Below are 14,436 nucleotides of genomic sequence, written 5' to 3' on the forward strand. Positions count from 1 at the left end.
AGAGCTCTGGATCCCGTGGACAAGCCACGGGACGTAGATTATAGCTTTAAGGCAGCGTCATTAGGCCTTGGCACAACTTACATTCTCAACTTAATAATGGTCTTGGAAAATCAGGTAATTGAGACTCATAAACTGAAAAGTCATGTCTTTTTTGATGCGCTTTGCGCAGATTGAGAAAGCAGTCTTTCTTGTTTATAGCTGCTTTTAATAATTTGGTTTCATGCATTGGATTATAAAGAGACAAAATATAATCCTGCCAATTCTCTGCCTGCTTAAAATTAAAGGATGGAATAGGAAGAGAGATAGCATAATTTGGTTGTTTTAAATTTAATACTTTATGGAGCTTCTGACTAACTAAAGTAACCGCCTTATATTTAGCTTCTATACTGTGACCAGCAATATGCGGGGTACATAAATAAGCTAATTTAACAATGTCTGGATTAATATTAGGTTCACCTAAAAAAACGTCAGTACAATAAAAAAAGGAAGAAGCTTGTTCTAATAAGGCTGCTTCATCTACGATTCCTCCACGAGATGCATTAATGATAGCGGTATTTGGTGTTAATTGTGACAGAATAGCATCACTAAAGAGATTAAGACTTGGATAGGGCGGATTAGTATGTAAATTTGCATGAATGCAAAGTAAATCACATTGCAAAAGCTCCTGAAGCGAAGCACTTTTAAAGTGTTTATCTATACAGGCTTTAAGAGGATCATAAGGTATGATTGTAAAATTTAGCGCTTGTAAACGTTTAGCAACTAGGTTGCCTACAGCGCCTAAACCAATAATGCCAGCTTTCTGGCCATTAAAATGGGTATGTTTTTGTAAATAAGCAATAGTTGCAAGGACGTAATCAGCTACGGCGCTAGCATTACTGCCTTTAGCATCCAAAAGAGCTATTTTTTTTTCTCTAAGGTAAATTTCATCAATATGATCGGTTCCACTGCTTGCGGTAGCAACATAGCGTAAGGAAGAATTAGCTAATAATTCTTTTGTTACTTTAAGGGTGGAACGGCATAATAATATATCCTGCTTAGCTAGAAGTTTACCTACTTCCTCTTGATTATGATAAAGGGTAAGTTTAAAGGGCGATGGGAATGCTTCTTTTAGGCCAGGTAGGGCTGAATCAGCAAGAATATTCATAGTAATCAGTCAACCTTTTACCGAAAGGCTGTATTTGGCGCATCTTAAACGGAAATAATTCTTCAAAATACTCATGTAGAATACTACACTTCGCTTTTTCAAATTTATTTTCGTCCAAACTGCGCTCAAATCCAACCTTTCACCAATTTTTAAGATACTCATTATCTGCTTATATATTAAAAAGAGTGCTTAAGGCTGTTAAAGACCAATTAATAGGAAGCGAAATAAGCCAACTTAAAATCCCAGTTACTAATAATAATAGGATAATAAAAAAACCATAAGGCTCAATTTTTTGATATTGAATAGCTTGACGTATGGGCAATAAGCTTGCAACAATTCGACTACCATCCAGCGGCGGTATAGGAATTAGATTTAAAAATGCTAATAATAGATTAATAATTATGCCAGCTTTACCAGCAAGAATAATAAATAATGCAATAGTTGATGTTTGTGGACCAAGTAATAACCCTATCTTAAAAAGACCAGCCCAAAAAATAGCCATAAGAAAATTAATTAAAGGACCTGCACCGGTAACAAAGATAACATCGCGTCTAGGATTTCTTAGTTGGCCAGCGTTAATTGGTACAGGCTTTGCCCAGCCAAAGACAAATGTAAAATTACTTAATACTAAGGTTAAAATTGGAACAACTATTGTGCCAATAAGTTCAACATGATTTAATGGATTGAAACTAACACGACCTAATACTTTCGCTGTAGTGTCCCCTAAACGATAAGCCACCCACGCATGAGCTGCTTCATGTAAAGTGATAGCAAATAAAACAGGAATAATCCAAACAGCGATTTGTTGTATAATAGTTAATTCTGGCATCAGACAAATACTGAGTAAAACAATCAAATATTTTAACCATACTTTTAAGATATAGCTAGGGTCTGTTGATAATTGATTTTACAGCTGCAAATAAAGTTAATTTGCTCATACCACGAGCTAAATTCATTAAATAGAGTCTTCTTGCCATCTAAGCGAAATTTGAACAAGCTTAACTTCATTTCCTGTTATAACTCAATTATCAACAGGCCCTAGCATTTCCATGCCTGGTCTTATATTATACGTTACATTCAAGCATTAATAGAATTTGGTCTTTGACTTTGGAAAAGATTAAAATAAGTTTCTTATTGTTATTATTTTCACTGATGTTATTTGCACTAGGCATTAATAAGATACCTGTTATTGATCGGGATGAAGCACATTTTGCTCAAGCAAGTAAGCAGATGCTCCAAACCAGCAATTATTTTCAAATTCGCTTTCAAGATAGAACGCGCTTTCAAAAACCTCCAGGTATTAACTGGTTGCAAGCTGCTAGTGTTAAGAGACTTAGCGATGTTAAGTCTAACCAAATTTGGCCTTATCGTATCCCTTCCATATTAGGTGGTTTTTTATCCCTCTTATTAACCTATCTTTTTGCTGGCCGCTTTGTTGATTTAAAAACTGCTGCCTTAGCTGCAGGCTTACTTGGTTCTACATTTTTATTAGTAGTTGAAGCTCATATGGCAGTCATTGATGCAACTTTGCTTTTTTCAGTTGTGTTAATGCAAGGCGCTTTATGGATTATTTATCAGAATTATAAAGAACAACAAAAAATATCTTGGGTTTGGCCATTATGCTTTTGGTCGGCCATGGCTTTCGGTATTGTTTTAAAAGGTGTTACGCCTTTAGTTGGTATATTAACTATTGTTGCTTTATGTCTGATAGAAAAGCAAGTTAGTTGGCTTAAACAATTAAAGCTAATACCAGGACTACTGTTTGTAGTTGGTTTAACATTAATCTGGTTGTTATTAGTTAATGAAGCTGAGCAAAGTAATTACTTATTACAAATGCTTAATAAAGATTTACTGCCTAAATTAAAAGGTGGGCATGAATCTCATGGTAAGCCGCCTTTATTCCATTTAGCTATTTTACCTATTACTTTTTGGCCAGCCTCTTTATTTTTGTGGCTTGCTGGGCTTTATGCTTGGCAAAATCGCCACTTAACCTATGTTAAATTTTTATTATCTTGGTTAATTCCTTCATGGATTTTTTTTGAATGCATGCCAACTAAGCTGCCGCAGTATGTCATGCCCCTATTTCCTGCTTTAGCCATTTTAAGTGCCTTAGCCATTAAACAATATACCTATTTGTTATCAAGTAAGTGGTTAAATTTTTTGCAGTATTTTTGGTTAATATTATCAGTGGGTTTTGGTTTCGCACTAATTTTAATAGGATATAGTTTAAATCAAGAATTAAGCTTTGATAGTGTAATTATCGGCGCAGTTATTGTTATTTTTTCTGTTAGTGCAATTTATTTTGGCCGCCAAAGTATGTTTAATCATAGTGTAATATTTGTTTTTCTAATGGCAGCTATCGTTTTTCCATTAATTTTTAATCGCCTGCTACCCTCGCTAAAACCAATATGGCTAACACACACCATCGCGCAGTATATTGATAAAAACAAAATTGCTGAGAAACAACCTTTATTAGTTGTAGGCTTTGATGAGCCAAGCCTCGTCTTTAACCTAGATACCAAGCTGGTCCGTTTTGTTGATCTTAATACTGCGATTGCTCAATTGTTAACTCAACCTCAACAATTAGCTATTGTCGATAATAAATCATTACAATCTTGGCCTTATCTTACTAATAAAATAAAAATTTTAGCGCAAGAAAGAGGATTTAATTATAGCAAAGGACGTTGGATAACCTTATTTCTTATCGGTCAAGAAACAGAGGAGAAATTATAAATGGCACCGTTTAATCGCTTAATTTCAATTATGACAAGGCCATATATTATTTTAACTTATATCTTAATTGCTTCTATTTTATTTCTCTATGTTGATAAGCCATTAGCTGAATATTTAGCGATGCTGAACTTGCGAGTGAATTTTGTCTACTTAAAACTTTTTACTCGCCTAGGATTAGGTGTTTTTTATATTACTAGTTTTTTTGTAAGTGGACTTTATTTTCGCTATATCCAAATTAATCGTATTTGGGAGGCGCGCATGTGGTTTCTCTGGTTGTGTGTTGTGACAAGTGGATTATTTTGTGGCACATTGAAAATTATATTTGGCCGTGCTCGCCCTGATATTTGGTTTGACGGTCACTATTACGGCTTTTACTGGCTGAAGACGCAAGCGGCGTTTTGGTCTTTTCCATCCGGGCATACAGCAACTATTATGGCGATTGCTTTTGGTTTATGTATTCTTTTTCCGCGTTATTTTTATTTGTATATAGTAAGTGGTTTTGCGATTGCTATCTCACGTGTATTATTAATTCATCATTATTTTAGTGATGTATTAACTGCCACTTACTTAGCCATACTAGTAGTAGGCTTCGTATATTGGGTTTTAAAAAAATCTTGGTTAGAGCTTGCTTGGCAAGATAAATTGTAATAATTATCGTTTAATTAGGAAGGACGTTTTGAGTAGTTTAATTTCTTTATCAGTTATTATTCCAGTCTACAATGAAGTTGATAATGTAGAACATTTATATCAAGAAATTGTAGCTGCGTTGCCTACAGATAAGTTTATCTTTGAAGTTATTTTTGTTGATGATGGTAGTACCGATGGCACAGTAGATCGCTTACGCCACTTAGCAAGAGAAAATAATACCTTACAGCTTTTGTGTCATAAACATAATTATGGGCAAAGTGCAGCTTTAGTTAGCGGTGCAAGGGCTGCACGGTATCCAATATTGGTAACGTTAGATGGGGATGGGCAAAATGATCCAAAGGATATCCCATACTTATGGAGTTATTTTAAAGATACTAAGACAGTAGTTTTGGGCAATCGAAAAAAGCGCGATGATAACCACTTACGTAAAATTTCGTCTGTGATTGGTAATAAGGTTCGGCAACTTTTTTTAAATGATCAATGCCCAGATACAGGTTGCAGTCTTAAGTTATTTCCGCGTGATGCATTTTTAAATTTACCGCACTTTAATCATTTACATCGATTTTTACCAGCCTTATTTAAACGTGCAGGTTATACACTAGTTAACGTACCAGTAAACCATAGGCCACGCAGGCATGGTGTTTCTAAGTATGGTGTGATGAACAGAGTTTTTGTTGGCATTCATGATTTAATAGGCGTACGTTGGTTACTAAGACGCCCTTGTGCTCCGGAGTTTTCTAATGAATAAAGATTATATCTGGCTGATAGTTGGTTTAATCGGTCAAGGCATTTTTTCAGCACGTTTTATCGTTCAGTGGTTAGTTAGTGAACGAGAGAAAAGAAGTGTTATTCCTGTTACGTTTTGGTATTTAAGTCTCTTAGGTGGTATTACCTTGTTTATGTATGCTGTTTATAAGCAAGATCCGGTATTTATAGTTGGACAGTTTAGCGGTGTCTTTATTTACTCGCGCAATTTATATCTAATTACTAGAGAACGAGCTTCTCGTTTTAAAAGTTCAGTCTCAATTTAAAGTAATAAATAGCACTCGCTCAATGAAAGTCTTTGTTTAGCGCAGTGCACGAACATCATGTTTAAAATGCTTATAGAAAATAATATATGTTGCTTTACCTGATGTTCGCCTTAACCCCACTTATGTTTGACTTTTCACCAAGTTTTAAATAGCTTGCCTTGAGCTGCTTCATTAAGCCGTCTTGGGATTTAGCGTATTAATGAGGGCTTGCCCTGCCACAACGTGGTTTGTTTTCTCACTTTTAATCCAATGTATATAAGTAGCATTATACTGCTTGACTAATTGCTCAGCCCAGTAAGGCATAGTTTCACCTTCCCATAATAGGAGTGTGGTACCTAAAGGGATATTGGTTACTTGGTTATTAACTAAATAAGATGGTGTTTTTTGAAATTGTAATTGTATATTTCCGAGTAACCAATAGGAGTCAGAGACTAAGGTGTCAATATGATGTAAATTGGTTTTATGAATTTTAGCAATCTCGCTAATAGGTATCGTTTGACGTTTATTTTGCCCATAATAACTTCTATAACTTAAAATAATTAAAAAGCTAAGCTGAACCAATAAGCAAAAAAGAATAAAGCGTTTAGTATAAATAGTTAAATTACTATTAGGTTTTAAATAACTAAAAAAAACAAGCGGACTTAAAAATAAGATAGGAATGAGCCAACGGGTTTCAAAATTGCGAATGCCTGCTAATAAAATAATTGTAGCTAAAACAGGAAAATAAATAAGATGATAATGAAGCAACAATTTATTTGCTGCTGTTTTTTTATAATCAAAAGGTAGTGGAAAAAATAAATAAGCGGCAGTTAAAGCCGGTACAGTGAAAAAAAGGCTAGCGCCTAGAAAACTAATAAAGCCATTAAAGGGTGTTTTTCGAATAGGTGTTAGTTTATATGTAGCGTGTAGGCCTATATGATAATGGTGAGCTAACCATTTACCGTAAGGAAAAATAATAATTAGTATTAGAGAAACGGTAAATAAAATACGCCAATTAATTAATTTTGCGCGATATTCTTTTTGAATAGTTAAGCAGATTAAGAAAGTTAGCAAAAATAATAAATAATTAAATTTAGATAAAAAGCCTAAACCAATTATAAAGCCTAAACGTAAGTACCAGTTAAAAGGAGACTTAGTTTCTGTAATAAACCAATACCATGTTATACATGCAGTTAATAATGCTAGTATCGAGTGCGTATTATCTTTTAATAAATCCATACTAATTGAGCTAATTAGCGCCCAGGCTACCGTAGCACTTAAAGCAAGTGATTTATTATGACAATAAAATTTACAAATTTGATGGTAATAGTATAGGCAGCCTAATAATAAAATATATTTTAATAAAGCAAGACTAATTAAGTTAATGCCTAGTAATTGAAAAAAACAATATTGTAACCAGGAATATAAAGGTGGCTGATTTGGATAGCCTGAAAGAATCTGTTGTGCCCATATAACTTGCTCTGCCTCATCTAATTCTAGTAATGAACTACGTAAATATAAACGTGTCAATAACGCTACTAAAAAGAAAAATAAGAAAAATAATTGAGGGTTATTGGTTAAATAGTTTTTAGTATATATAGGTAATTTAGTCATGTTAAATAAATATCGCTTGTATTTAATACCAACTACAAAATTTTTAGCTTAGGTATAATATGGAGATAAAGTTGACTAATCTAAACCATGTAACCTTAGTAATGCTGTATAAATTTTAGTAGTTCATCTTATGAAAGACTTGTTTTTTTTAATTACTACTTTAATCTATAAATAAAGGATGTAATAGATTTCTTGTTTAACCTATCCTTTTATAAGTCATAATGATTTTAAAACGGACTCTTAGGTTAATAGTAATCATTTTGCTAGTAAGGATACAATAATGAATAGCTTTAAGCAAAGCCTAGCTGATATTGTAAGAGCTTATACTCAATATAATGTCTCTAATAAGTCCTATGACTCTAAACAATTACCAGCAAGTGAATTACAAAAAATTGAAGTACAACTTATTACGCTCTTTTCGCAATTTTTAACAAGTAAGGGCGTTGAAGAAACTCAAATTGATCGGCAACAAAAAATTCTTGTCCTACATTTTCATCCCGATAAACTAGCATTAGACTCAGCCCTACCCGAGGTTAAGTGGTTAGAAAATAGCTTAAGTGGCGGACGCAACAATGGCGTATGTTTTAATCTTATTAGGACCTGTGCTGAAGAATTAAAGCAGCCTCAATATACAGAAGAAGATAATTTTATACCTAAACAAGATGATTTAAATGATTTATATATTGATAAATTAATCATATATCTTAAAGAGAAAAGAGGGCTAGCAACAACAATAACGCAAAAAGCATTGATTGATAGTACTATTATTCTTTTACAAAATATTAAACTATTTCAAACTACTACTGATAAACTTGATCCTGGATGGCTTAAAACTATTCTTAAATCACTACCTTATATAACAAGTGGTTTTTGTGTTGGTTTGTATCTAAAGGAGCTTTCCTTGTTATATGCTGTGTTATTTACCCTTACAAAAGGTGGTAATTGGCTTAAGAAGGGCGATGTAAGCGGCTGGCGTGAACTTGGTGAAATAACCTGTGAATTTAGTAAAATGATCTCTAATGCAGCGACAACCTTAATGTTACATTTTATTAATATTAATTTCTCTGCAGTGAATACTACGTATTATATCGGTTTTACAGCATGTTCTAAAATCTATCAATTATTAGGTTTCTCAGAAAAAAAGCAAATACCTGCTGAGTATACAAAAGTTAATACACTAGCATTAACCTTATTACCGCAAGCTTTTCTACCTGGTAAATTAAATTTTACAACTTTAGAATTAAAATTAATAGCACTTAGATTAGAGCAATATCAACATTTACAACAGCAACAATATTTTGCGACATGGCGACGGGGCTCAAAAAAAAGCTATCTGATTGAGCAAGCCTTACAAGAATTAAATTCAATTGATTTAAAACCTATCTCAATTAAGGAAAAGCTTATGTCAGCCCAGGTGATTATCGATAGGTTAGCCCATCATGCTTATTTTAAAGAAGCTAAAAGTAGAGCTAAGGAAACTATTGATGCAGTTAAAGTGATACTGCAATCACTTATGGCAAATTACAACGATAAAGAATCTAATGACAAGTTAACTCCAGTAGATGAATGTGAAACAATGGATGGCTTATACATGAGTTATGGGTTCCCTTAATTAATCTATTTTTCTTATTCCTTTAGCCAATTGGTCTCCTGGGTATTGAGTGTTGCCCTTGCAACAGGCTATCTATTTCATTACAGCGCGCAATCTAATTAAGATTATTTGTTATTTGAGCAAATTTTATTAATAATAATGCCTTATTTTTATATAGCGAGAAAATAATGAATATTGCAGTTTTCGGCGCTGGGTATGTTGGTTTAGTATCGGCTGCCTGTTTCGCTAAGCTTGGGCATCAAGTAATCTGCGCTGATATAGACTCTAAACGCATAGAACTATTACAAACTGGTGTATGCCCTATCTATGAAGAAGGGTTAGAGGCTCTAATAAGAGAACAATTGGGTTCAGGTAAGCTAATTTTTACTAATAATTTGATTGAAGCTATTAAATTCAGTCAAATTTATATAATTGCTACTGGCACCCCATGCTTACCTGATGGTAACGCTGATTTATCCCAGGTTTTTTCCGTTGTTAACCTAGCTGCAGAGTATGCTGAGGCTGACGCTGTTTTAGTTACTAAATCAACAGTTCCTGTAGGTACAGGTTCTCTAATTGAAATACTAGTACAGCAAAAGCTTACTGCATTTAATAGAGATATTAAACTAGAAATTGCTGCAAATCCTGAATTTTTGCGAGAAGGCTGCGCTATTAGTGATTTTTTAAATGCTAATCGCATTATTGCTGGTGGTAATACTTATTCAATCTCTTTTTTAAAAAAACTTTACCAGCCGCTAATTGATAAAGGAGTCCCTTTTCTTGCTATGAGCAGGGCTTCTGCTGAATTAACAAAGTATTCTGCTAATGCTATGTTGGCCTGTCGGATTAGTTTTATGAATCAAGTCAGTCAGATTGCAGAAAAATTTGATGCTAATATTGATGATATTAGAGAGGGTATGGCATTGGATCCCCGTATAGGGCCTTATTTTCTACAAGCAGGGATTGGTTATGGTGGCTCTTGTTTCCCTAAGGATGTCCGAGCTTTAGCTCAAACTGCTCAGTCTGTAAGTATTGACCCGGGTTTTCTAAATGCAATAGATAATATTAATGAATTACAAAAAAATTGGCTTTTTAACCAGGTAACAGCTTACTTTAAACAACAATTAATAGGTTTAAAAATAGGTGTTTGGGGATTAGCTTTTAAGCCAGGTACTGATGATTTACGCGAAGCAAGCAGCTTAGTGGCTATCAATGCTTTTTTAAATGCGGGTGCAAGTATTATAGCCTTTGATCCAGTGGCGATACCCAAAATACAGCAGTTATTTAAGGCAAAGGATAATATTGTATGGTGCCAGGATTTAAATGAAGTATTCAATTTTAATATTGATGTCTTAATTATTGCTACTGAGTGGACAGAATTTAAAAATTATTCTTTATCCTTACTGCGTAAGCATTTAAATGGGGCGCCACTATTTGATGGACGAAATTGTTTTACCTTAGCTGCAGTAAAAGAAGCAGAGTTAGCTTATTACCATTCTGTTGGCCGGCCGGTGGTTGCTTGTAAAGAAATGATGGAGCTAGTTAATTATGCTGATTAAAAAAGCTGTTTTTCCGGTCGCAGGCTTAGGCACAAGATTTTTACCTGCAACTAAAGCGAATCCAAAAGAAATGCTTCCTATTGTGGATAAACCTTTAATTCAGTATGCAGTAGAAGAAGCTGTAGAAGCAGGTATTACTCATATGATTTTTATTACCAGTTCTACTAAGCGAGCTATTGAAGATCATTTTGATAAGCATTTTGAGCTGGAAGCGAGGCTTGCAGTAGAAGGGAAAGAATTTTTATTAGAATTAGTAAAAAATGTTTCTCCCACCAATATCCAGTTTACCTACGTTAGACAGAATCAACCGCTAGGTTTAGGACATGCTATTTTATGTGCTGAACATGTCGTTGGTGATGAGCCTTTTGCTGTACTACTGGCTGATGATTTAATTGACGAGTCAAAATCACCTTGCTTAACTGCCATGACAGAATATAGTAAACATAACAATCACTCTATTTTTGCAGTACAGCCGGTTCCTTGGGAAAAGGTACAACAATATGGAGTAGTTAGACTTGATTCACCAAATAGTGATTACGCTAAAGTAGAAGGTATGATTGAAAAACCAGCGGTTGAAGAAGCGCCCTCAAATTTTGTTGCTGTGGGACGTTATGTTTTTACATCACGTATCTTTTCATCATTAAAAATGATTAAAGCTGATCACCGCGGTGAATTACAATTAACTGATGCTATTCAACACTTATTAAATTACGAGCCGGTGATTGCTTATCATTTTCGTGGTAAGCGTTATGATTGTGGTTCAAAATTAGGCTATTTACAGGCGGCTGTAGAGTTTGGTTTACGCCATCAGGAAATAGGAAAAGAATTTTCTAGTTACCTACAAAGTTTATTAAATTGTACCTAGAAGCTTGTAATTAATTAAATAACCTAAGTTGTTTAGTTATTTAAAATTAACATTTAAGATAATAGAGACTGATTTTTAACTTCCTTGTATATAAAACAAAAAAATAGGATAATATTCTATCGGTACAAAGTAAATTTTTAATTTTTTATACAGAACTAAAATGGAAGCCGTTTAAATAGACTTTTTTCTACACCAAAATCGTGCGAACTAGTTGCAAGAGGTCAGTAAAAATATAGCTTTTAACTTTGTTCTAACGGAAGAAGTTTATTCTTTCGGGTAAAGTTTATAAGAGGATTTAAATTAAACTATATTTAAATTACAAGCAAAGAGGAAATTTAATTTTAACTACCCTCTAAGTAATTGAAATGAATATTACGCCATAGCTTGAATTGGATATATACCTCTGGCAAGATGCTTGTTGATTTGGATTTCCAGCGAGGAATTATGAAAATTCTTGTTGCAGTAAAACGTGTTATTGATCCCTATGTTAAGATAAGGATTGCACCAGATCAAACGGGAGTTGAGACACAAAATGTAAAGATGTCTATGAATCCTTTTGATGAGATAGCAGTTGAGGAAGCGGTTCGATTAAAGGAAAAAAATATTGCCTCTGAAGTCATAGTAGTAACTATTGGCAATGATCAGGCGCAAGAAACACTTAGGCATGCTCTAGCTCTAGGTGCCGATAGAGCAATTCTCATTAAGAGTGAAAAACACTACTGCAGTTTAAATATTGCTAAGGTTTTACAAAAAATTGTAAACCAAGAGCAACCAAATATAGTACTTATGGGTAAGCAAACTATTGATGGAGATAATAATCAAACTCCACAAATGTTAGCAGGACTGCTAAATTGGTCGCAGGCAACTTATGCTTCTCAACTTGAAATTAATGATAATTCATTGCAAGTTGTTAGAGAAATAGATGGTGGTTTAGAGACATTGGCGATGCCGCTACCTGCTGTTGTTAGTACTGATCTGCGCTTAAATGAACCTCGTTATGCTAGCTTACCTAATATTATGAAAGCTAAACGTAAGCCATTAGATAGTTTGCCTATAGAAAGTTTGCAACTAGACTTAAAAGATCATGTTCAAATACTTTCAGTTAAACCTCCCTCAGCGCGTTCATCGGGTATCATCCTTGATTCAGTTGCATCACTTGTTGAGAAATTAGATGAAGCCCAAGTGCTTTAATAAGGAGAAATAATGAGCGCTTTAGTTATTGTTGAACATGATAATCAAAAAATGCATTCATCAACCCGGAGTGCTTTTGCTGCTGCATTAAATTTAGATAAGAGCCCAGCGCTGTTAGTTATAGGTCATCAGTGTAGACAAGTAGCTGAAGAAGCTGCAATGTTAGCTGGAGCCAGTGTTGTTTTACTTGTTGAGCATGAAACTTACCAACATCAGCTCGCTGAAAATACTAGTAAGCTTGCTACGACTATTGCAAAAGATTATGAAGTTATTATAGCGCCGTCAACCACGTTTGGTAAAAATCTAATGCCTCGTATTGCAGCACAATTAGATGTAGCTCAAGTTTCTGATGTTACTAAAATAATAGATGAATCGACTTTTGAACATCCCATCTATGCTGGTAATGCAATTGAAACAGTCAAAGTATTAGATGCTAAAAAAGTATTAACTATTCGTACTACGGCTTTCGAAGGCATTACAGCCAGTCAGACAGCTTGCTGTATTGAAACACTTGAAAATATCATTCCAGAAACAAAGACAACTTTTGTGAAGCAAGAGTTAAGTCGGTCAGTTCGTCCAGACTTAGCGAGTGCAAAGATTATTGTTTCTGGCGGGCGTGGTTTGCAAAGTGCTGATAAATTTAAACTTATTGAAGAATTAGCAGACGTCTTAGGTGCTGCTGTGGGGGCGTCTAGAGCTGCTGTTGATGCAGGCTATGTCCTCAATGATTGCCAAGTTGGGCAAACAGGTAAAATTGTTGCTCCTGAATTATATATTGCGATAGGTATTTCAGGGGCAGTGCAGCATTTAGCTGGTATGAAGGATTCAAAGATCATTGTCGCCATTAATAAAGACCCAGATGCTCCTATTTTTCAAATTGCCACCTTTGGTTTAGTTGGTGATTTATTTGAATTAGTTCCAGAACTAATTGAACAATTGAAACAACATTAGGAGATATTATGATTGTTGGTGTACCTAAAGAAATTAAACCTCAAGAAAATAGAGTAGGTTTAGTTCCTGCAAGTGTTAGGGAAATTGTTCGAGCTGGAGGTTCGGTCTTTGTAGAGAAGGGAGCAGGGATTGGAATAGGAATTAGCGACGCTGATTATCAGATAGCAGGTGCAGAGATTCTGGATACGGCTGATGAAATTTTTGCCAAGGCAGAATTAATTGTTAAAGTAAAAGAGCCACAACCTATTGAATGTAAGCGTTTAAGAGAAGGTCAAACAATTTTTACTTATCTACATTTAGCACCAGATCCTCTACAAACACGTCTATTAAAGGAATCTGGTGTTACAGCTATTGCTTACGAAACAGTAACGCAAGATGATGGCGGATTACCTTTATTAACTCCTATGTCTCAGGTCGCTGGACGTATGTCAATTCAGGCGGGTGCTCATTGTCTAGAGATGGCGCAAGGAGGTAGTGGTATTTTATTAGGCGGCGTGCCTGGAGTCGCTGCGGCAAATGTAGTGGTTATTGGTGGAGGCGTTGTTGGTACTAATGCTGTCCGTATGGCTATGGGTATGGAAGCACGGGTTATTGTGTTAGATAAGTACTTGCCACGTTTACGAGAATTAGATTTTCAATTTGGCGCTAAACTCAATACCATTTATGCTACGTCTGATGCAGTAGAGCAATACGTAACAACTGCTGATCTAGTGATAGGTGCGGTCCTTGTACATGGTGCTGCTGCACCGAAAATAGTTACTCGCTCTATGCTTAAAGCAATGCGTCCTGGCTCAGTTGTTGTTGACGTAGCTATTGACCAAGGTGGCTGCTTTGAAACTAGTCGTGTAACAACTCATCAAGAACCTACCTATGTTGTTGATAATGTAGTCCATTACTGTGTTGCTAATATGCCTGGTGCTGTTCCACGTACATCAACATTTGCATTAAATAATGCTACCTTACCATTTGTTATGAGTTTAGTAACCAAAGGTGTTAAAGGTGCTTTATTAAATGATCCGCACTTATTAAATGGTTTAAATGTACATAAGGGAATGATTACTTATGAAGCAGTTGCCCTAGATTTAGGTTATGAATATGTACCAGCTATTAGTGCTTTAAATAGTTAATAA

Annotated in this window: 13 protein-coding genes; 10 read left to right on the forward strand and 3 right to left on the reverse strand. The window is 34.8% G+C overall.

The annotated features are described in order from the left end of the window. Positions 1–85: 85 nt before the first annotated feature. On the reverse strand, positions 86–1,144 hold the full coding sequence (locus ACNVED_RS03605; protein WP_419420397.1) for a 4-phosphoerythronate dehydrogenase: 1,059 nt from the start codon (positions 1,142–1,144) through the stop codon (positions 86–88). Positions 1,145–1,313: 169 nt separating this feature from the next. Next, positions 1,314–1,973, reverse strand: a complete 660-nt coding sequence (locus ACNVED_RS03610) for a site-2 protease family protein (protein ID WP_419420398.1) — start codon at positions 1,971–1,973, stop codon at positions 1,314–1,316. Positions 1,974–2,251: 278 nt separating this feature from the next. Between ACNVED_RS03610 and ACNVED_RS03615 the strand changes: the two genes are divergently transcribed. The 4 genes from ACNVED_RS03615 to ACNVED_RS03630 are packed head-to-tail and all read left to right on the forward strand — an operon-like array spanning position 2,252 to position 5,556. Further along, positions 2,252–3,877 carry an ArnT family glycosyltransferase gene (locus ACNVED_RS03615; RefSeq protein WP_419420399.1) on the forward strand — a complete coding sequence of 542 codons (1,626 nt, stop codon included), beginning with the start codon at positions 2,252–2,254 and terminating at the stop codon, positions 3,875–3,877. Further along, on the forward strand, positions 3,878–4,525 hold the full coding sequence (locus ACNVED_RS03620) for a phosphatase PAP2 family protein (protein ID WP_419420400.1): 648 nt from the start codon (positions 3,878–3,880) through the stop codon (positions 4,523–4,525). 28 nt (positions 4,526–4,553) lie between these two features. Next, on the forward strand, positions 4,554–5,273 hold the full coding sequence (locus tag ACNVED_RS03625; RefSeq protein WP_419420401.1) for a glycosyltransferase family 2 protein: 720 nt from the start codon (positions 4,554–4,556) through the stop codon (positions 5,271–5,273). Beyond that, positions 5,266–5,556: a lipid-A-disaccharide synthase N-terminal domain-containing protein gene (locus tag ACNVED_RS03630; RefSeq protein ID WP_419420402.1), complete on the forward strand. Its 291-nt coding sequence runs from the start codon at positions 5,266–5,268 to the stop codon at positions 5,554–5,556. Before ACNVED_RS03625 ends, ACNVED_RS03630 begins: the two co-directional genes overlap by 8 nt. Positions 5,557–5,727: 171 nt before the next feature. Here ACNVED_RS03630 and ACNVED_RS03635 read toward each other — a convergent pair whose 3' ends face one another. Beyond that, positions 5,728–7,149 carry an ArnT family glycosyltransferase gene (locus ACNVED_RS03635; RefSeq protein WP_419420403.1) on the reverse strand — a complete coding sequence of 474 codons (1,422 nt, stop codon included), beginning with the start codon at positions 7,147–7,149 and terminating at the stop codon, positions 5,728–5,730. A gap of 280 nt (positions 7,150–7,429) precedes the next feature. Between ACNVED_RS03635 and ACNVED_RS03640 the strand changes: the two genes are divergently transcribed. The 6 genes from ACNVED_RS03640 to ald all read left to right on the forward strand — a co-directional run bounded on the left by ACNVED_RS03640 (position 7,430) and on the right by ald (position 14,433). Beyond that, a complete protein-coding gene (locus ACNVED_RS03640) occupies positions 7,430–8,761 on the forward strand; it encodes a hypothetical protein (protein ID WP_419420404.1) in 1,332 nt (443 codons plus the stop codon). Between the two features lie 167 nt (positions 8,762–8,928). After that, positions 8,929–10,299 (forward strand): UDP-glucose dehydrogenase family protein, encoded by a 1,371-nt coding sequence (locus ACNVED_RS03645; RefSeq protein WP_419420405.1) that lies wholly within the window; start codon positions 8,929–8,931, stop codon positions 10,297–10,299. Further along, on the forward strand, positions 10,286–11,164 hold the full coding sequence (gene galU, locus ACNVED_RS03650) for a UTP--glucose-1-phosphate uridylyltransferase GalU (protein WP_419421140.1): 879 nt from the start codon (positions 10,286–10,288) through the stop codon (positions 11,162–11,164). Before ACNVED_RS03645 ends, galU begins: the two co-directional genes overlap by 14 nt. A 444-nt stretch (positions 11,165–11,608) precedes the next feature. Then, positions 11,609–12,355, forward strand: coding sequence for an electron transfer flavoprotein subunit beta/FixA family protein (locus ACNVED_RS03655; protein ID WP_419420406.1), 747 nt, complete (start codon positions 11,609–11,611; stop codon positions 12,353–12,355). A 12-nt stretch (positions 12,356–12,367) separates the two neighbouring features. Further along, positions 12,368–13,306 carry an electron transfer flavoprotein subunit alpha/FixB family protein gene (locus ACNVED_RS03660; RefSeq protein ID WP_419420407.1) on the forward strand — a complete coding sequence of 313 codons (939 nt, stop codon included), beginning with the start codon at positions 12,368–12,370 and terminating at the stop codon, positions 13,304–13,306. 8 nt (positions 13,307–13,314) lie between these two features. Further along, a complete protein-coding gene (gene ald, locus ACNVED_RS03665) occupies positions 13,315–14,433 on the forward strand; it encodes an alanine dehydrogenase (protein ID WP_419420408.1) in 1,119 nt (372 codons plus the stop codon). The last annotated feature ends 3 nt before the right edge of the window (positions 14,434–14,436 follow it).

Origin of the sequence: Legionella sp. D16C41, from assembly GCF_048541585.1 — a bacterium.
Lineage (GTDB): Bacteria > Pseudomonadota > Gammaproteobacteria > Legionellales > Legionellaceae > Legionella_C.